The following is a 17,738-nucleotide window of genomic DNA, read 5'->3' on the forward strand; positions in this document are numbered from 1 at the left end:
ACCCCCCATGTAATATGCTTAATCATCGTCATCCGCCGGCACAAACCTGTTTACCAAACTTGTATTGAAAGTGCCCTTCTGAAACGACTGGTCCGCCAGTATCCTTTTGTGCAGCGGTATGGTTGTTTTCACCGGTTCCAAGGTAAACTCATCCAGGGCCCGCCGCATGGTACATATGGCTGCTGCCCTGTCCCGGCCCCAGGCCACCAGTTTGGCCAGCAGCGAGTCGTAATAGGGCGGCACTCGGTAACCCTGGTAAACGTGGGTATCCAGCCTGACCCCGAACCCGCCTGGCGCACGGTAGCACTCAATTAAACCCGGCGACGGCAGAAAGAACTTTTCTGGATCTTCGGCATTGATACGGCATTCCAAGGCCCAACCATGCCCCCGGTGGCGTTGCACTCCCGTTTTCACCCGTTCACCCAGCGCAAGCCTGACCTGTTCCTTAACGATATCGATACCCGTAACCATCTCCGTAACCGGGTGTTCCACCTGCAGCCGGGCGTTGATCTCCATGAAATAAAAGTTGTTGTTCGCGTCCAGCATAAATTCCACCGTGCCGGCGTTGAAATAATTGATTGATTCAGCCAGCCTGACGGCGGCGGCACCTATTTTGTCCCGCAGGTCGTCGTCCAGCGCAGGAGAGGGCGACTCTTCGATCAGTTTCTGGTACCTTCTCTGGACAGAACACTCCCGTTCGCCCAGGTGAATCACTCTGCCGCCACTGTCCCCCAGCACCTGTACCTCGATGTGCCGCGGGTTCCGCAGCAGCTTTTCCACGTACAGGGTGACGTCGCCGAAGGAGGCGCCCGCCTCGGCCCTGGCTATGGGGAACTCCTCCCGCAGTTCTTCCTCATCGCTGCAAATGCGCATGCCGCGACCGCCGCCACCCGCGGTGGCTTTCAGTATCACCGGGAAACCAGTATCCCGGGCGGCCGCCACCGCCTCTTCCACAGTACATATTCCCCGCTCGCAGCCGGGAATTACAGGTAAACCCGCAGCCGCCGCCTGCTTCTTGGCCCGCAGCTTATTGCCGGCCAGCCGGATATTTTCCGGGCGCGGCCCGATAAAGAAAATGCCGGCCTCACCGCAGCGGAGCGCAAAAGCTTCGTTTTCCGCCAGGTAACCGTAACCCGGGTGCACCGCACCCGCGCCGGTTTCCCGCGCCGCCTGGATCACCTTTTCCATGTTCAGGTATGTATCGACCGGCTTGAATCCGGGCAGGCAGACCTTTTCATCAGCCAGTGCGGCGTGCAGACCGTCTGCATCAGCTTCGGAATACACTGCCACGGTTTTAATGCCTAGTTCCCGACAGGCCCGGATTATCCGGACCGCTATTTCACCCCGGTTGGCCACCAGCAGTTTTCCGAACATGCCTTATTCCTCTTCCATAATTAGCAGCACGTCGTTATCAGAAACCGGCTGCTCATTCTGGGCCACTATTTCAACTACTTTTCCGTTCACCGGGGATTTAATTTTTTGGAATACTTTCATGGTTTCCAGCAAACAGAGCACTTGCTTCTTTTTGACACTGTCGCCGGCTTCAACATAGGGCGGCGATTCCGGAGAAGGCTTGCGGTAAAACACACCCGCGATCGGAGCCCTTACCTCAACCAGCTTTGCATCCATCTAATTTAACCTCCTCGCATAAATTTGACCCTGAGGTCAGTTTTTATAATAATAACATAAGGTTTGACCCATGTAAACAAATAAACTTTCGGGCAGTCGAATATGACAACTAAGTGGTTTGAAAGGAGTGTTTAAAAGCGTCCGCATCCCTGGAGCCAATAGTAAAACACAATGGTGCCAGGTGTTAAAAGTTGGTTTGTTAAAAGTTTTGGTATTTTTAAATTGACATTTAACTTTTAACACTCTGGCAGCAAAAAAAGGGGACAGGTACTTTTTCAAAAAGCGAAAAAACAGCCTGTCCCCTTTTCTAGAGGGCTACAGCTATGATAATTTCTTTTTGGGCTGCGGGTCTTTGACCAGCAGCGGCTGCACCAGGTAGTCGGAGTAAAAACAGGCGATCTCCTCCATGGTCATGGGGCCTTCCGGCGAGTACCAGCGGCCAACCCAGTTGGCTGCGCCCATGATCAGGTTGATCAAAACCTTTACCGGAACCTTTCGAAAAACACCCTTTTCTATTCCATCCTTGATAATGCCGGCGATTATATCTTCATACTGATCCCTTTTTTCAATAATAATCCGTGCATAATTTTCTTCCAGTTCATAATCACTGACCAGGGTCACGGTAATCAGGTTGAATTCGCTGACCAGGGTTTCGATGTGACCCTTGATGATTTCTTTGAGCATCTGTTCCGGGGGCAAACCCGAATCCTTGATCTTTTTTATGTTATCCAGAAGCATGTTCATGGCCTGGTCATGGCATTGAAAAAGAAGGTCCTGCTTGCTGCTTATATAATAATAAATACTCCCCTTGGTGTACTTCAGTTCCCTGGCGATTTCCTCCACAGTGGCGTCGTGGTACCCCTTTTCGCTAAATAAACGGGCGGCGGTCTTAACTATGTTAAGCTTTCTCTCCGCGGCTCTCTGCTCCCGAAAATTCATACCGTGCTCCTCCTTAAACGTTTGGTTCGCGTAACCTGCCAAAATTTTTCCGGCAAATATTCATTAATAAATTATTTTAACCAAATAAACCGGTTTTGGCAAAGAACTGCTGGCCGTTATTTTCATACCACCGACCCTTGTTTTTTGACCGGTTAAATTTTTAGGTATTTTATTTTGGCACAAGTTATTTTACAATACAATTATTCAAACTTCAACCCATGGGTCAAATTTTAGATTTGACGATTAAGATTTTTATCACTGTTAGAAATCCAGACCGAAGAAAGGGGAGCTTAGATGAAATATGAACATTTAATCGTTGAGCAGGAAAACCGGGTTAGGGTTGTGTTTATGAACCGCCCTGAAAAAAGAAACGCCCTCAACGAAAAGATGGCGGCGGAATTGATCGCAGCCCTCTACGAGGCGGATGCCGATTCAGGCGTGGGGGCGGTGGTGCTTACCGGAAAGGGCGATTCCTTCTGCGCCGGGGGCGACCTGAGTGATTTTGCCCAGGCGTCAACCAAGACTGCGCCGGTACTGCACCAGGAAGGAATGGCCTCCACCGAGATGTTCAAGATGGGGCTGAAAATGACCAAGCCCCTGGTGGCCGCCGTAAACGGGCACGCCATCGGGGGCGGCTACGGCCTTGCCGCTATGTGCCACCTTGCGCTGGCCAACGAAAAAGCCAAGTTCGGCACGCCTGAAATCAAAGTGGGCATATTCCCGTTTGTCATCTTTCCCCTGCTGATCAGGGCTGTGGGACCAAGGCGAGCCCTGGAAATGGCCCTTACCGGCCGCTCCATCAGCGCCGCCGAGGCCAAGGAAATCGGGCTGGTAAACAAAGTTTGCCCTCCGGAAGACTTGCTCCGCGAATCCTTGGCGCTGGCCTCCGAGGTGGCCGGCTGGAGCCCGCTGGTCCTGCGATTGGGGCTTAACGCTTTTAACACTGTCATGGACATGGAAATAAACAAGGCCTTTGATTACCTAAACACACTGCGGGTAATCGACTTCATGAGTGACGACCTGAAGGAAGGTGCGATGGCCTTTACGCAAAAAAGGTCCCCGCAGTGGAGTGGCAGATAATCATGGCCGGGGAAAAGGAGGATAACATGGATTACTCAATATTTACCGCCGAACACGAGGCGGTGCGCAAGACCATCAGGAAATTTGTGGACACTGAATTAATGCCTCACACTGAACAGTGGGAAAAAGACGCCTATTTTGCCGACTGGGTTTTCCCCCGCATGGGCGAGCTTGGTTTCCTCTCCCTGCGCTACCCGGAAAAATACGGCGGCGCCGGCGGTGACTATTTCATGGGCCTGGTCCTGGCTGAGGAAATGGCCCGCTGCTGCATAGGCGGTCTGCCTATGGCGGTGGCCGTGCAAACCGACATGGCTACCCCGCCCATCATGCAATTCGGTACCGAGGAGCAAAAACAAAAGTACCTGGTACCGGCCCTAAAGGGACAAAAAGTGGCCTGCTTGGGCATCACCGAGCCAAACGCCGGCTCCGATGTGGCCTCTATCCAAACCAGGGCCGTGCGAGACGGTGATTACTGGGTGATTAACGGCCGTAAAACCTTCATTACCAACGGGGTACGGGCCGATTTCATCACCCTGGTGGCCAAGACCAACCCCGACCTGGGCTACAATGGCGTCTCCCTGTTCCTGGTCGACAAGGGCACTCCGGGATTTACGGTGACCAGAAAACTGGACAAGGTGGGCATGCGCTCCTCGGATACCGCGGAACTGCTGTTTGAAGACTGCCGGGTGCGAGCGGAAAATCTGCTGGGGGTTGAAAACAGAGGTTTTCACCAGATCATGTGGGAACTGCAGGGAGAGCGCCTGATCGGGGCCGCCGGGGCAGTGGCCGGAGCCCAGTACACCTTTGAAAAAGCACTGGCCTATGCCCGCCAGCGGGTACAGTTTGGCAAACCGCTGGTAAAACTGCAGGTCATAGCCCACAGGCTGGCGGAAATGGCTACCGAAATAGAAGCTGCCAGGCAGCTGGTATATTCAACGGCCCGCAAATTTGCCGCCGGCGAATACCCGGTGAGAGAAATCTCCATGGCCAAACTGGTAGGGGGACAGGTAAGTTTCCGGGTTGCCGACATGGCCCTTCAGATTTACGGCGGTTATGGCTACATGATGGAATACGACGTGCAGCGCGCCTGGCGGGATTCGCGCCTGTACCGCATCGGGGGCGGCACAGATGAAATTATGAAAGAAGTAATAGCCAAGACCATGGGGCTTTAACGGTACCACGGCATGGCTCCTGGTAAATAATCGAGGGGAGTGTTGAGCATGGCTCACTGGCTTTTCACTGAAGAACACGAGCTGGTACGCAAAACAGTGCGCAACTGGGTGGAAAAAGAGATCAAACCTTACGTTGAGGAATGGGAAAACGCGGGCGAGTTTCCCCGGGAACTGTTTGCCCGGGCGGGTGAACTGGGTTTCCTTGGGCTGACGTACCCGGAGGAATACGGCGGCAGCGGCGAGGATTACCTGGCCGGGGCCGTGTTTTTTGAGGAAATGGCCCGCTGCGGTTCGGCGGGTGTGGCGGCCGGGCTTGGTGCAAGCATGGCCATAGCCGGGCCTCAGATTTACAAGTTCGGGAGCGAAGAATTAAAAAACAGGTTCCTGCCGCCCACCATCAGCGGTAAAAAAATCGGCGCACTGGCCATTACCGAGCCCAACGCAGGTTCCGACGTGGCCTCCATACAGACCACGGCACGGAACATGGGCGACCATTACCTCGTCAACGGCAGCAAAATTTTCATCACCAACGGGGTGCGGGCCGACTATGTGGTCACTGCTGTCAAAACCGACCCAGCGGCCGGTCACAAAGGCATTAGCTTGCTGGTAATTGAAAAAGGCACACCTGGTTTCACGGTAGCCAAAAAACTGGATAAGCTGGGCTGGAACACCTCCGACACCGGCGAACTGGTCTTCGAGGACTGCCGGGTGCCCGGGGAAAACCTGGTGGGCCGGGAAAACATGGGCTTCTACTACATCATGCAGAACTTCGCCTGGGAGAGGCTGGTAATGGCCCTGGAAGCGGTGGCATCCGCCCAGTTGGCTATTGATGTGGCGGCCGAATACGCCAGACAGAGGGTTCAGTTCGGCAGGCCGTTGTCCAAGTTCCAGGTCACCCGGCACAAGCTGGCCGACATGGCCAGCTTGGTGGAAACCGCCCGCTGCCTCACCTATCATGCCCTCTCCCTGTATGTATCGGGCCGGGACGCGGTAACCGAGGTGGCGATGGCAAAGCTATATGCTTGTGAAATAGCCAACCGGGTGACCGATGAGGCAGTGCAGATCCACGGCGGGTACGGTTACATGATGGAGTACCCGGTGCAGCGTTTCTGGAGAGATGCCCGTATCGGTACCATCGGCGGCGGCACGTCGGACATCATGAAACAAGTCATAGCCGGCCGGTTGATCAAGTAAATATTTAAGGAGGTTGAGCATGCTGGACAAATACTTTGAAGACGTGGAAGTGGGTTCTATAGCCGTTTCCAGGGGCAGGACCATTACTGAAGCCGACATCGTCATGTTTTCCGCCTTCAGCGGGGACTGGTACCCGCTGCACACCGACAAGGAATACGCCGCCAATACCATGTTCGGCCAGCGGATAGCCCACGGAATGCTGGTGCTCAGCGTGGGCACCGGTCTGGTAACCATGGAGCCCGGCGTTGTGCTGGCTTTTTACGGCATGGATAAGCTGCGCTTTACCAATCCCACTTTTATTGGGGACACCATCAGGGTGGAAACCGAAGTATTGGAAAAAAAAGATAAAGACTCCTTCGGCGTGATTACCGTCAAGCAGGAAATCAAAAACCAGCGCGACCAGGTGTGCTGCACGGCTATTTTAAAAGTGGCCGTCAACAAGAAAGGCACGTTTTAAGCGGGAAAGGGATACACCTGCTGAAACGAAATCGGTAAGGGGACACACCTCTGCCTTTGGGTCAATGCTTCTGGGTCGAGGAATGTCCCCGATTGGAATGGGACAGGAATGTCCCCAAATATGGAGGGTTGAACTTGAAAAGTGTACGTATCGGCGCCGGGCAGGGATTCTGGGGCGACTCCCCGTTCCCAGCCCTGGACGTGGTAAGATCCGGCAATGTAAAATACCTGGCCTGCGATGCTCTGGCCGAGCTTACCCTGGCCATTTTGCAAAAAGCCCGGCAAAAAGACCCGGACAAAGGGTACGTGGAAGACCTGTTTTTTAAACTATTGCTGCAGCCATGTCGGCAGAAAGGCGTCAAAATCCTCACCAACGCAGGCGGCATCAACCCGCACGGTGCCGGGCGGATGGTCTTTGAACTGGCCCGTTCCCTGGGCATAAAAGGGCTCAAGATCGCCGTCATCACCGGGGACGACGTGCTGCCCAAGCTGGCGGAACTGAGGGAAAAGGGCGTCGACCTGTCGGACATGGAAAGCGGCGGGGACATATCAACGATTAAGGACAGGATTGTATTCGCCAACGCCTACCTGGGGGCAAAACCCATGGTTGAGGCCCTGGAAATGGGCGCGGACGTTATTATCACCGGGCGCACCTCGGACCCGGCTCAATTCCTGGCCCCCATGGTTTATGAACTTGGCTGGAGCTGGGACGACTGGGACCGCCTGGCCGCCGGGATCCTGATGGGCCACCTGATGGAATGCTCTGCCCAGAGCACCGGGGGCAATTTCAGCGGCGACTGGTGGAACATCCCGGACATGGAGAGGATCGGTTACCCGGTAGCTGAAGTGTACGAAAACGGCGATGCCGTGCTGACCAAACCCGAAGGCACTGGCGGCCGGGTAGACTTGCGCACCGTGAAAGAGCAAATGCTTTACGAAGTGCATGACCCTACGGCTTATATCACACCGGACGTGGTGGCGGACTTCACCTCGCCCCGCTTGGTGGTGGAAGGACCTGACCGGGTGCGCATAACCGGCATGAAAGGCAAACCACGGCCGGAAAATCTGAAAGTTTCCATCGGCTACAGCGATGGCTGGATGGGAGAGGGTACACTTAAATACTCCTGGCCGAACGCCCTAAAGAAAGCCCGTAAGGCTGAAGAGATTACCAGGAAACAGTTCGCCGCCCTGGGGATCTCATTCGATGAAATCTTGTTTGAGTACGTCGGTTATAATTCACTGTCAGGCCCACTGGCCACGGGAGACGGTGCGGACCTGAACGAAGTTGGTCTAAGAATTGCAATGCGCACTTCTGATAAAATGACTGCCGCCAGGATGCCACGGCTCCTGCCTCCCCTGGCGCTGAACGGGCCGCCGACGGCAACCGGAAGCGGGGGCATGGCCAGACCCAGGGAACTGATCGGCATGTGGTCGGCCCTGGTGCCCAGGGACGAAGTTGAGAAACAGGTGCAAATAAGCATCAGGGAGGTGGGATAAAGTGCCCAGGGTTATGCTGGTGGAACTGGCCCACGCCCGATCGGGAGACAAGGGCAACACGGTGAACATAGGGCTGTTTCCTTACCGGGAAGCGGATTACGAGTTGATTAAACGGGAAGTGACCGCGGAAAAAGTGAAAGAACACTTCGCCGGCCTAGTGGATGGTGAAGTAACCCGCTACGAAGTGTCCAACATACAAGCCTTCAACTTTGTTTTGCGGGGCGCCTTAAACGGCGGGGCATCCCGCTCATTACGCAGCGACAGCCTGGGCAAGTGCTTCGGCGCCAACTTGCTCCGGATGTATGTGGATATTGAATAAGGAGGTTCTGGTTATGAATGACCGGAACAAGTCTAAGGTTCACGCCTTACTGAAAAAAAGGGCCAATACGTTGCCTGACAAACCTTTTATTTATTACCAGGATAGCCATGTTTCCTATGAAAAAATGGACGAAATCTCTGATCGCCTTGCTTATTCTTTACTGCAATTGGGCATATCCAAAGGGGATATGATTGCTGTAGTTGCTCCAAACCAGCCTGAATGGCTCTATACCTTTTTTGCGGCGGTCAAAATTGGAGCGCCCGTAGTGGCTTTAAATGTTCGGTATCGTTTGGCCGAGTTTGATTACATGCTTAACAATTCCCAGGCCAAAGCCCTTGTGTGCATTGATTCATTTGGTGAGTTTGATTTTAGACAGTTTTTTAAAGAGAACAGGTCCCGTTTTCCCTCGGTTGAGAAATACATTTATATTACCAGTAATAAACTTCAAGATGATATTTCTCTGGGGGATCTTTGCAAGACAGTTGTAGAAAATCAATCATTATTGGAACAGGCTAAGCAAGAGGTCGACGAAACGGATACGGCAATAATCATCTACACCTCGGGAACCACGGGAAAACCCAAGGGAGCCATGATTAGCAACAAAAACATTCTGGCTTCTGCCAGCGCACAGGTAGAGCATTTCAATATACAAGCCACCGATGTGTTCATAGGCAGCCTACCTTTAAACCATGTGGGCGGAATTACGTGTGCCGTTACTTCGTGCCTAATCTGCGGAGGAAGTGTGGTTCTGATTCCCAGTTTCAGGCCCGACCTGGTATTACAGGCTTCTGCCGAATATGGAATTACTATAATGGCAGGAGTTCCGACCATGTATGTAATGATGTTGAATGTATCAGGTATTGATAAATACGATCTTTCTTCCGTAAGATACTGCATTGCAGGTGGGTCGAACGTAGAGCCACAACTTTGTACAGCCATATCCAAAACTTTCCCCGGTGCCAAATTACTAAACCTCTATGGTCTTAGTGAAACTTCCGGGGCCTGCGTTTTATCCAGCCTGGATGACGGGGTCGAAAAAGTAAGCGAAAGTATAGGCGTGGTAATAGATAATTTTAAGGTTAAAGTTGTGGACGGGAATGGAAATGAACTCCCTGCCGAGCAAATTGGAGAGCTTGTCTTTAAAGGAGATTGTGTTATCAGCGGTTACCTTGGCATGGAAAAGGAAACTGCTGACAATTTCCGGAACGGATGGGTTTATACAGGAGACATGGGTTATATAGATAACGATGGGCACATCTACCTGAAGGGGCGTAAAAAGGAGATGTATATACAAGGGGGGTTTAATGTATACCCGGTTGAGATAGAGAACGTACTCACACGTCATCCAAAGGTTGCCATGGCGGCAGGATTCGGAGTGCCTGACCCGGTATTTGGAGAAGTAGGGCGGTTTTACATTGTGACCAAGCCCGGCGAAGTATTGACTGAGGAAGAACTGTTTAATTATTGTAAGCAGAATTTAGCAGATTACAAAATACCGAAACAGTTTGAATTTGCGGATGATTTGCCTCTAACTCCCGCAGGTAAAATACACAAGTCCTTGCTTAAGGAAAAATACCTGGCTCCCGGTGGTTGTTAAAGCTAAATATATATTCCATGAAAAAATCTGAATATTGTAAAAATATTCGGGAGGTGTAATAATGAATCAGGCTGTGGACCTCTCGTATATTGCTTTTAACCCCGCCTGGGGTTACGAAGCAATGCCCCCCGTGCCAGAAATACCGCTCCAGGATTTAATCCGGCGGTTTGTGGAGGTATATAGGGATAAAACCGCCTTGATATCCCTGAATCATAAAATAACCTTCGGCCAGATGGACGAGTATTCGGACCGTTTGGCCGTCGCCCTCATCGCCATGGGAGTGAAAAAGGGGGATCGGGTGGCTACCATGCTGCCCAACTGCGCCCAGCACGTCATAGCCTTCCACGGTATAATCAAGACAGGCGCTGTATCAGTGCCCTGCAACGTGATGCTCAAAGCCGATGAACTGGCCTACCTGTTAAACGACTGCGAAGCCCAAACAGTTATCTGCCTGGACCTGTTTTTCCCCCTCTTTCAGGCGCTGCTGCCCAAGATACCGGTTAAAAATATTATCACCGTACACCTCAAGGATTTCAGCACCCCAGATGCGTGGGTGCCGCCAACGCTTAAACACGACAAGATGTCCATCCCCGGCGCCCGGGACTTCATGGAAATTTTAAACACACCGGTATCCGAAGTACCCAGACCGGAAATAACACCATTCCTAGACCTGGCTTTGATCCTGTACACGGCGGGGACCACCGGTTTTCCGAAGGGTGTAATGGAAACCCATTACAACATGGTTTACAACTGCCTGAGCCATTCACACCTGATGAACCTGAACAGCGGGAATGTTAATTTACAGATCATGCCCATGTTCCACACCTCGGGCTATTTCCTTGGATTGCACCCGGTGCTTTACCAGGGCGGCACGGTCGTCCTTGTGCCCATGTTCGACCCGGGTGAACTGCTTAAAATCATCGACCGCTACAAGATAAACACCTTATTTGCACCCCCCACCCTGTTCGTGGCCCTTATCAACCACCCTGACTTGCCTAAATACGACCTGGGCCATTTCAAACTGGCCACGGGCTGCGGGGCCCCGGTACCCACTGCGCTGCAGAAAAAATGGAAGGAACTGACCGGTGTTGACTTGACCAATGGCTGGGGCATGACCGAAACTAACTGCGGCGGCATCATGTCCCTGCCCAATAAAAAGAACCTGGACTCCATCGGGGTGCCGGTGGCAGGTGAAGTTAAAATTATCGACCCGAACGGTAAAACGCTCCCACGGGGCGAGGTCGGGGAAATATGCTTCCGGGGGCCCCAGGTGGCCGCGGGCTACTGGAAGAAGCCCGATGAAACGGCCCGCGCCTTTGACCCGGACGGTTGGCTGTATACCGGCGACGCGGGCTACATGGACCAGGACGGTTTTATCTACTTCGTGGATCGGATTAAGGACCTGATTATTTCGTCCGGTTATAACATTTCCCCCTTCGAAGTTGAATCCGTGCTTATGAAGCACCCGGCCGTAGCAGAATCGGCGGTTATAGGCATACCCGACCCTTACCGCGGAGAAACGGTTAAAGCGTTTATAACACTGAAATCAGATAGCCGCAACCAAATCACCGTGGAGGACATCGACCGGTATTGCAGGGAAAATATGGCTACTTACAAACGCCCCAGGTTATTCGAATTCATGAATGAACTACCCAAAAGCGCTGTTGGTAAGGTATTGAAGAGGAAACTGCGGGACTTGGAAAACTCGAGGGCTGAACCAAAGGATAGTATTAAAAAAGGGGGATAAGTAAAATGGATACCGTGTTGGACAAAAATTTAATCCATAGGGTTGCGGTGGGAGACATCCCGCGCCGTTCGGCAGGCCGTTGGCCGGACAAGGAAGCCCTGGTGGAATACCGGGGGGGCTCCAGGAACAGTTTGACCTTTGACCGGTTCAACCGGGCCTGCTGCAGTTTTGCCCGGGGCATCCGCGGGCTGGGGTTATCCAAGGGGGACCGGGTGGCAGTTATCTGTCTGAATTCAACCGAGTTTGTCATTTCCATGTTCGGCCTTGCCAAGGGCGGTTTTGTGTCGGTGCCAGTAAATCCCGGCCTGGATCCCAGGGAACTGGCCTACGTACTGAACCACTCCGAGTCCAAGGTGTTGATTATCGACGATGTGTTTGTTCCTTTCCTGGCTAACCACCTGAATAAAATGCCGAACATTAAACACTATATTTCCATACCGGTCTCCGGCGGCCAGGCGTCTGAACCTTTTATCGACTTTCACGAGTTCATCAAAGGGCTGGACGATTCCGAGGTGGAAGACGTGATTATCGAAGACAGAGACATCGTGCAGATCATGTACACCAGCGGCACCACTGCCATGCCCAAGGGCGTCACCATTTCCAACCTGAACGTTTATTTTACCGCGCTGCAAAATACAATAGACCTGCAGATTAACTCGAAGGCCGTAATCACTGCAATGATGCCCATATTCCACTGCGCCCAGCACGCCCTGCTCACCACCGCTCTGGTGGCCTGCGCAAGGATTGTCGTCATACGTGGGTTCGATCCCGAAAGGCTGATGAAAACAATTCAAAATGAAAAGGTCACCTGGATGTTCGCCTTGCCCATGATGTACAGGGGAATGCTGGACCACCCGGTTATTGATAATTACGACCTGTCCAGTCTGGAAACCTGCCTGTACGCCATGACACCCATGGACAGGAGAACCCTGAGCGACGCCCGGAAGAGAATCAACGCCACGTTTTACCTGGCCACCGGCCAGACCGAGGCCTACCCCGGCACCAACTATTTCAACCCCGACTGGTTCTCCGGCAAGGAAGGAAACGTTTGGGGAAGGTCCCTATCTGCATACGACACCGCGGTTATGGACGATGCAGGAAACCTGCTGCCGGTCGGAAAAGTGGGCGAAATAGTGTGGCGCGGACCCGGGGTCATGGAAGGTTATTTTAAGGACAAAGAAGCTACGGAACAAGCCGGGAAGTTCGGTTGGCACCATTCAGGGGACCAGGGCTATATGGACGAGGACGGCATGCTGGTGTTTATAGACCGCAAGAAAGATATTATCAAAACCGGTGGTGAAAACGTACCGTCCATCAGGGTGGAAACTGTAATCATGGCTCACCCGAAAGTGGAATCCGCCGCCGTGATCGGACTGCCCCACCAGCGCTGGATCGAAGCGGTAACCGCCGTGGTGGTGCCGAAAAAAGACAGCGGACTAACCGAGGAAGAATTGATCCAGTGGTGCAAGCAGGAACTGGGCGGGTTCCAGGTGCCCAAGTCCATAATATTCACGGATAATCTACCCCGCACCAGCACAGGCAAAATCAAAAAGCACGAATTAAGAAAACAGTTTAACGATTATTACGGTGAGTCCAAATAAAACGAAACCAAAATGCCGGAGGTCCGAAACATGGGAAATCTAAAATTCGATCCGGAAATCTGTACCGGGTGTGAGACCACAGATTGCTTAACCAGGTGCAGGTACTTGGGCTACGACGGAGAAACCGCCCGCAGGGAACGGGCAAAACTGAACCGGGGAGAGGACTCCCCTGTGCTGCGGGACTGCGTTACCTGTTATGCCTGCGAGGAGTACTGCCCCCGGGGCAACCACCCCTTCTACCAACTGGTTGATCTGCAGGAACAAAAAGGTATTCACCCGGTCCCCGTACCTTTTTATGAAAAAATGGTTCGGGTATTTGCGCCCAAGGGTGATTTTACACCCGCGACGATTACAAACACAGCGGTTAACCTGTGCCTTTTTCCCGACCTGAAACCACACCTGAAAGGCATCCTTTTCGAGGATAGCACAGTGCTGATGAGTAAAGACCTGTTCTGCAACCTCATCTACCTGCACTTTGGTGTGAGCTCCCTGATCAACGAACGGGTGCCCGGTGTACTGGAAAAACTGGCCGGGTGCGGTATTGAAGAACTGGTCTGTTTTCACGACGAGTGCTACGCCCTTTACGCCTCCTGGGCACCGGCATACGGTTACGACGTGCCCTTCCGGCCGGTGCACCTGTTCCGTTACCTGCTGGACCGGCTGGCGGAAAACGCTCCCCGGATCCGCAAACTGGGGCTGCAGGCGGCCTACCAGCGTCCATGCTCCTCCCGGTTGACGCCGGAAAAAGAACCGCTGCTCGACCAACTTTTTGACGTTGTCGGCGTTACCAGAGTCCTCCGGGAGTATGACCGGGAAAACGCACTCTGCTGCGGAGCGGTGTTCAAGATGCAAGGCCGTAAAGAGTTGGCTGAAGATGTAAACAAGCGGAACCTGGACGATATGGTGCGCGCCGGCGCCGAAGTGTGCATATTCAACTGCCCGTTTTGCTATATGACCATGAAAGACATGATCTCCGGCAGGGGTCTTAAACCACTGCTGATCAGTGACCTGTGCCGCATGGCCCTGGGCGAAGAATTATAAGCTTACAAGTACAATCAAAAAGGAGCGAGGCCAACTGACCTTACCGCGATTTTATGGACACACAGAACGTGTGATACAATAAAATCACGGAGGTGTCCTAAATGAGAACGTTTGATAAAGAATACAAGATTATGGCTGTCAATCGTGTGCAGGCGGGCGAAAAATCCGCCGCTGAGGTAGCCCGGGAACTAGATTTAAGTCCAACCACGCTATATGGGTGGATCAGGAAGTTCGGTAAACACGGCGAAAATGCCTTTCCTGGAAGCGGTCACCTGCACAAGGCTGACGATGAGTTACGTAGGCTTCGTAAAGAAAATATGGATCTGAAGGAGGAAAACGCCATTTTAAAAAAGGCGGCAGCCTACTTTGCCAAAAACCAGAAATAGAACGCTATCTTTTCATGAAGGCGCACCGCTCCGAATTTCGGGTTGCGAAGATGGCTGAGGTGCTCCAGGTATCAAGGAGCGGTTTTTACACATATTTAAAGCGACCCAAAAGCAATCGAGAAATGGAAAATGAATTGCTGCTCGAAAAGATAAAGGCTGTCTACAAGAAGAACCACGGTATATACGGATATCCTCGAATAACCAACGAACTAAAGAACGATGGAGCACCTAGTAAAAATCGCGTATACAGGCTGATGAGAAAAAACGGCATCAAATCAAAGACCGTAAAAAAATATAAGGCAACAACAAACTCAAATCATAACCTTCCGGTTGCTGAAAATCTGCTTAACCGCGAATTTACAGCACATAAACCAAATCAAAAGTGGGTAAGTGACATCACCTATGTTGCAACCGATAAAGGATGGCTGTACCTCGCCGGTGTTATGGATTTGTGCGGCAGACCAATCGTTGGCTTTGCCATGGCCGAACACATGAGAAAGTCCCTTGTCATAGAAGCCCTCAACCAGGCCATTGGCAGAACTGGCGCGAAAGAAGGGCTATTGGTGCATTCTGATCGTGGTGTTCAATATGCCAGCAGAGAATACCAGGCCATACTGAATAAAAACAAATTTATATGTAGCATGAGCCGCAAAGGCAACTGCTATGACAACGCTCCCATGGAATCGTTCTGGGGCAAGCTCAAACAAGAGTGGTTGTACGGTAAGCGGTTTAAGACACGGGCCGAAGCCAAAGCAGCAATATTTGAATATATCGAAGTCTTCTACAACCGACGGCGCATACATTCTAGCAACTGTTACAAAATACCGATGGAAGTTATAAAGGCAGCGTGATACATTATCGCAATACATCTACCGCTCAAGCGACGTCCTCCAGGCCAAGCCTTGACTTTGTATGCTATGCGGTGGGCACCCGACCGACCGACGACCGATGGCTGAAGCTAAATTCAGGCCGGTCGGGTTATGGAAGTATAGCATACCAAGTCAAGGCCGCTTCACTTCGTTCTGCGCCGCTGCCGCGGTTGGCCTTCCGGACTAAGTTACCTAAATTACGTAAGGCTGGGAAGGGGAACAACCCTCCCTCCCTTCCTCCCTCAAGCTGTGATTTTGGGGTTTATGCGCTAATCAACGTATTTCTGTATTTTAAGCGGTAGCTTTCACCGGTCATATTAAAAAGTCACTGTTACGGACAAGCCGGTCTAAAATAACGGTTGCAATCACAGATCTCCCCAGAACATAAAATATTAAGCAATTTTGCGGGATAATTAGATATTATGCGTTTTTAGTGTCTATTGATTCGGGGTAGGTTCAGCAGTCTTTTTTAGTCAGTGCGTTATCATAGGCATAACGGAGAAATCCGTAGAGTCTATCCACCGTTATGCCTTGAGGCAAGCGAATATCCCATAGATGCAAAAAAGCCTTCTACTATGTCCACATTCAAATCATCCAGATACAAGCCACGCTCATTGAGAAATGAATGAAATTTGTATAAATACTGTTCCTTATTTTTTATCGTTTCATTGGATAGAGACAGGATATTTCTGGTATATGACAGATACAATTCTATGGTTTCACCAATATCACCAGAAAAAATCCGTTTAACGCTTGGAGTACGGAATTCAAAATCCCCATCTTTCTGATATGAGATCAGCATTCGTACTGCTCTGAGTCTTATCTGATTTTTTTTGCTTATTTTTTCCGTCAGGATATGATCCCCAAAAACCTCATCACAGTATGCAAAGCCAATAGGCTCAGAAAAATCCGTGTATTGATGTCTTCCATCCATTGATTTAACCTGCTCCATTCTGTCCTGATTTTCTGATAATGCATGCTGGCATACTCACGACTGATTAATTCATCTTCACACAAAGCAACCAGCTTTTTAAAATCTATTACCATAACCAAATCCCCTAAAATGTTTGGTTATTTTGTAACACGGATGGTTGATTATGTAAAGAAATATACACCCAATACAGGAATCCCTTTGGTTTAGAAGCATATTTCTTTACATAATCAAAGTCTTAACGTAACCCTTGCTTTGGGGAGAGTAGGGTAAACAATATTTTAGCTGGCTGCCCAGTTCTGCACAGATGGTTTGCAAACGTTTTGTTTTAGGCTGTCATCCGGTAAAGGGTGGATCAGACCGTATCGGAACAAGGCACGTTCCATATCATGGTCATTATTCATGATTTTACCTCCTTGTCGCATGTATTTTGGAATAGAAACATTCTACTCCGGCGATAAGAAGGCTGAGGTTGAAAACTATGGGAAATATCAGCGGCTTTGGCAGTGAGAAATTATAAAAAGGTGTGGGATTTTAGCAAGTCTAAAATCCGGTTAAGGTAGCGGTAAGGCCAACTGGCAATATCGGATGCCGGAAATCGTAACCAGGCACCAACGGCACGGGTATAAAGGCTTGTCCATTGCAATAGTACCACTGTTTTTCGCGAGTATTCTTTGTTCCGGACGGTAGGTGGCACCGTTTGGGACTCTTGAGCCAGTTCTTCTACAATGTCATTTGGGGGAAGTATCTGTTGCAGGTCAGCCAGGAGAAGGGGTTCCACTTTTTGCTTCTTGACCTCCACTATACGTACCCAATAATACATAACGGTATGGGAAACCGGAACCTGGGGGAAAAGCTTGTTTTGGAGCTTCCGTAAGCTGCACTCTGTTTCATGGGAGTAGGTGTATTGAAGTACGAAGGCTTGCCGTTCGAAGGTGTCATATTGGTGACGGGATGCCAGAAATTCCGGCTTTATTGCGTGCGTCACGTTACAGTGCCTGCATTTGTATCGAAGTATGACGATTTCAGTTTGTAGGGTATTAGATTTGTATTGCACCGTATAACAGGCATGATAGACCATCTCCGTACCGCAGGTGTTGCAGTGGATTCCGATTGGCACCGTATATATGATTTGCATGTAGGTCTTGACATCACAGCCAAAATTGTATACTCTCAAATTGCTTTTATGTGAAAAGTGTTTCCCCTTCGATTTGATTCTGCCAGGAATCGGGGAAGCACTTTTTTATTTTATCCGCTGGAAATGCTCCCGGCAATTCTTT

General features: G+C 51.1%; 17 protein-coding genes. 11 read left to right on the top strand and 6 right to left on the bottom strand.

The features are described from left to right. Nucleotides 1-18: 18 nt before the first annotated feature. The 3 genes from H569_RS0110885 to H569_RS0110895 form a co-directional block, all read right to left on the bottom strand. Nucleotides 19-1,374, bottom strand: a complete 1,356-nt coding sequence (locus tag H569_RS0110885) for an acetyl-CoA carboxylase biotin carboxylase subunit (RefSeq protein ID WP_027365018.1) — start codon at nucleotides 1,372-1,374, stop codon at nucleotides 19-21. 3 nt (nucleotides 1,375-1,377) lie between these two features. Further along, on the bottom strand, nucleotides 1,378-1,629 hold the full coding sequence (locus tag H569_RS20120; RefSeq protein WP_051273592.1) for an acetyl-CoA carboxylase biotin carboxyl carrier protein: 252 nt from the start codon (nucleotides 1,627-1,629) through the stop codon (nucleotides 1,378-1,380). A gap of 321 nt (nucleotides 1,630-1,950) precedes the next feature. Further along, the gene (locus tag H569_RS0110895; RefSeq protein WP_027365019.1) at nucleotides 1,951-2,568 is read right to left on the bottom strand and encodes a TetR/AcrR family transcriptional regulator; all 618 of its coding nucleotides are present in this window, start codon (nucleotides 2,566-2,568) and stop codon (nucleotides 1,951-1,953) included. A 294-nt stretch (nucleotides 2,569-2,862) separates the two neighbouring features. On the opposite strand from H569_RS0110895, the gene H569_RS0110905 reads away from it, so the two are divergent. The 11 genes from H569_RS0110905 to H569_RS0110960 all read left to right on the top strand — a co-directional run bounded on the left by H569_RS0110905 (nucleotide 2,863) and on the right by H569_RS0110960 (nucleotide 15,509). Further along, entirely contained in the window at nucleotides 2,863-3,648 is a 786-nt protein-coding gene (locus tag H569_RS0110905) for an enoyl-CoA hydratase/isomerase family protein (protein ID WP_027365020.1), read from the top strand. A gap of 26 nt (nucleotides 3,649-3,674) precedes the next feature. Beyond that, nucleotides 3,675-4,820, top strand: coding sequence for an acyl-CoA dehydrogenase family protein (locus H569_RS0110910; RefSeq protein ID WP_027365021.1), 1,146 nt, complete (start codon nucleotides 3,675-3,677; stop codon nucleotides 4,818-4,820). A gap of 48 nt (nucleotides 4,821-4,868) precedes the next feature. Then, nucleotides 4,869-6,014: an acyl-CoA dehydrogenase family protein gene (locus tag H569_RS0110915; protein ID WP_034630303.1), complete on the top strand. Its 1,146-nt coding sequence runs from the start codon at nucleotides 4,869-4,871 to the stop codon at nucleotides 6,012-6,014. A gap of 19 nt (nucleotides 6,015-6,033) precedes the next feature. Then, complete coding sequence (locus H569_RS0110920; RefSeq protein ID WP_027365023.1) at nucleotides 6,034-6,471, top strand: MaoC/PaaZ C-terminal domain-containing protein; 438 nt, start codon at nucleotides 6,034-6,036, stop codon at nucleotides 6,469-6,471. 134 nt (nucleotides 6,472-6,605) lie between these two features. Then, entirely contained in the window at nucleotides 6,606-7,967 is a 1,362-nt protein-coding gene (locus tag H569_RS0110925; RefSeq protein WP_027365024.1) for an acyclic terpene utilization AtuA family protein, read from the top strand. A gap of 1 nt (nucleotide 7,968) precedes the next feature. Then, nucleotides 7,969-8,286, top strand: a complete 318-nt coding sequence (locus tag H569_RS0110930; protein ID WP_027365025.1) for an AtuA-related protein — start codon at nucleotides 7,969-7,971, stop codon at nucleotides 8,284-8,286. Between the two features lie 13 nt (nucleotides 8,287-8,299). Then, entirely contained in the window at nucleotides 8,300-9,883 is a 1,584-nt protein-coding gene (locus H569_RS0110935) for a class I adenylate-forming enzyme family protein (protein ID WP_051273593.1), read from the top strand. Between the two features lie 61 nt (nucleotides 9,884-9,944). Next, nucleotides 9,945-11,630, top strand: a complete 1,686-nt coding sequence (locus tag H569_RS20125) for a class I adenylate-forming enzyme family protein (RefSeq protein ID WP_051273594.1) — start codon at nucleotides 9,945-9,947, stop codon at nucleotides 11,628-11,630. 5 nt (nucleotides 11,631-11,635) lie between these two features. Continuing rightward, nucleotides 11,636-13,231 (top strand): AMP-binding protein, encoded by a 1,596-nt coding sequence (locus tag H569_RS0110945; protein WP_027365027.1) that lies wholly within the window; start codon nucleotides 11,636-11,638, stop codon nucleotides 13,229-13,231. A gap of 30 nt (nucleotides 13,232-13,261) precedes the next feature. Further along, nucleotides 13,262-14,272, top strand: coding sequence for a (Fe-S)-binding protein (locus H569_RS0110950; protein WP_027365028.1), 1,011 nt, complete (start codon nucleotides 13,262-13,264; stop codon nucleotides 14,270-14,272). 101 nt (nucleotides 14,273-14,373) lie between these two features. Next, nucleotides 14,374-15,509, top strand: a protein-coding gene (locus H569_RS0110960) for an IS3 family transposase (RefSeq protein ID WP_114679292.1) whose coding sequence is annotated in 2 segments (ribosomal slippage) — nucleotides 14,374-14,635 and nucleotides 14,635-15,509 — 1,137 coding nt in all. Because the reading frame shifts where the segments join, the coding sequence is not laid out codon by codon here. 532 nt (nucleotides 15,510-16,041) lie between these two features. On the opposite strand, the gene H569_RS0110965 is transcribed toward H569_RS0110960, so the two are convergent. The 3 genes from H569_RS0110965 to H569_RS0110975 form a co-directional block, all read right to left on the bottom strand. Continuing rightward, a complete protein-coding gene (locus tag H569_RS0110965) occupies nucleotides 16,042-16,461 on the bottom strand; it encodes a hypothetical protein (protein ID WP_027365031.1) in 420 nt (139 codons plus the stop codon). A 278-nt stretch (nucleotides 16,462-16,739) separates the two neighbouring features. Then, nucleotides 16,740-16,862 (bottom strand): hypothetical protein, encoded by a 123-nt coding sequence (locus H569_RS23340; RefSeq protein WP_257720103.1) that lies wholly within the window; start codon nucleotides 16,860-16,862, stop codon nucleotides 16,740-16,742. 110 nt (nucleotides 16,863-16,972) lie between these two features. Next, nucleotides 16,973-17,596, bottom strand: coding sequence for a DUF6431 domain-containing protein (locus H569_RS0110975; RefSeq protein ID WP_220427499.1), 624 nt, complete (start codon nucleotides 17,594-17,596; stop codon nucleotides 16,973-16,975). Nucleotides 17,597-17,738: the final 142 nt, after the last annotated feature.

It is taken from the genome of Desulfotruncus alcoholivorax DSM 16058 (assembly GCF_000430885.1).
GTDB lineage: Bacteria > Bacillota > Desulfotomaculia > Desulfotomaculales > Desulfallaceae > Desulfotruncus > Desulfotruncus alcoholivorax.

Coding starts and splice junctions, on each gene's coding strand:
- H569_RS0110885 (WP_027365018.1), bottom strand. CDS start 1,374: ATGTTCGGAAAACTGCTGGTGGCCAACCGGGGTGAAATAGCGGTCCGG.
- H569_RS20120 (WP_051273592.1), bottom strand. CDS start 1,629: ATGGATGCAAAGCTGGTTGAGGTAAGGGCTCCGATCGCGGGTGTGTTT.
- H569_RS0110895 (WP_027365019.1), bottom strand. CDS start 2,568: ATGAATTTTCGGGAGCAGAGAGCCGCGGAGAGAAAGCTTAACATAGTT.
- H569_RS0110905 (WP_027365020.1), top strand. CDS start 2,863: ATGAAATATGAACATTTAATCGTTGAGCAGGAAAACCGGGTTAGGGTT.
- H569_RS0110910 (WP_027365021.1), top strand. CDS start 3,675: ATGGATTACTCAATATTTACCGCCGAACACGAGGCGGTGCGCAAGACC.
- H569_RS0110915 (WP_034630303.1), top strand. CDS start 4,869: ATGGCTCACTGGCTTTTCACTGAAGAACACGAGCTGGTACGCAAAACA.
- H569_RS0110920 (WP_027365023.1), top strand. CDS start 6,034: ATGCTGGACAAATACTTTGAAGACGTGGAAGTGGGTTCTATAGCCGTT.
- H569_RS0110935 (WP_051273593.1), top strand. CDS start 8,300: ATGAATGACCGGAACAAGTCTAAGGTTCACGCCTTACTGAAAAAAAGG.
- H569_RS20125 (WP_051273594.1), top strand. CDS start 9,945: ATGAATCAGGCTGTGGACCTCTCGTATATTGCTTTTAACCCCGCCTGG.
- H569_RS0110945 (WP_027365027.1), top strand. CDS start 11,636: ATGGATACCGTGTTGGACAAAAATTTAATCCATAGGGTTGCGGTGGGA.
- H569_RS0110950 (WP_027365028.1), top strand. CDS start 13,262: ATGGGAAATCTAAAATTCGATCCGGAAATCTGTACCGGGTGTGAGACC.
- H569_RS0110965 (WP_027365031.1), bottom strand. CDS start 16,461: ATGGATGGAAGACATCAATACACGGATTTTTCTGAGCCTATTGGCTTT.
- H569_RS23340 (WP_257720103.1), bottom strand. CDS start 16,862: ATGAATAATGACCATGATATGGAACGTGCCTTGTTCCGATACGGTCTG.
- H569_RS0110975 (WP_220427499.1), bottom strand. CDS start 17,596: ATGCAAATCATATATACGGTGCCAATCGGAATCCACTGCAACACCTGC.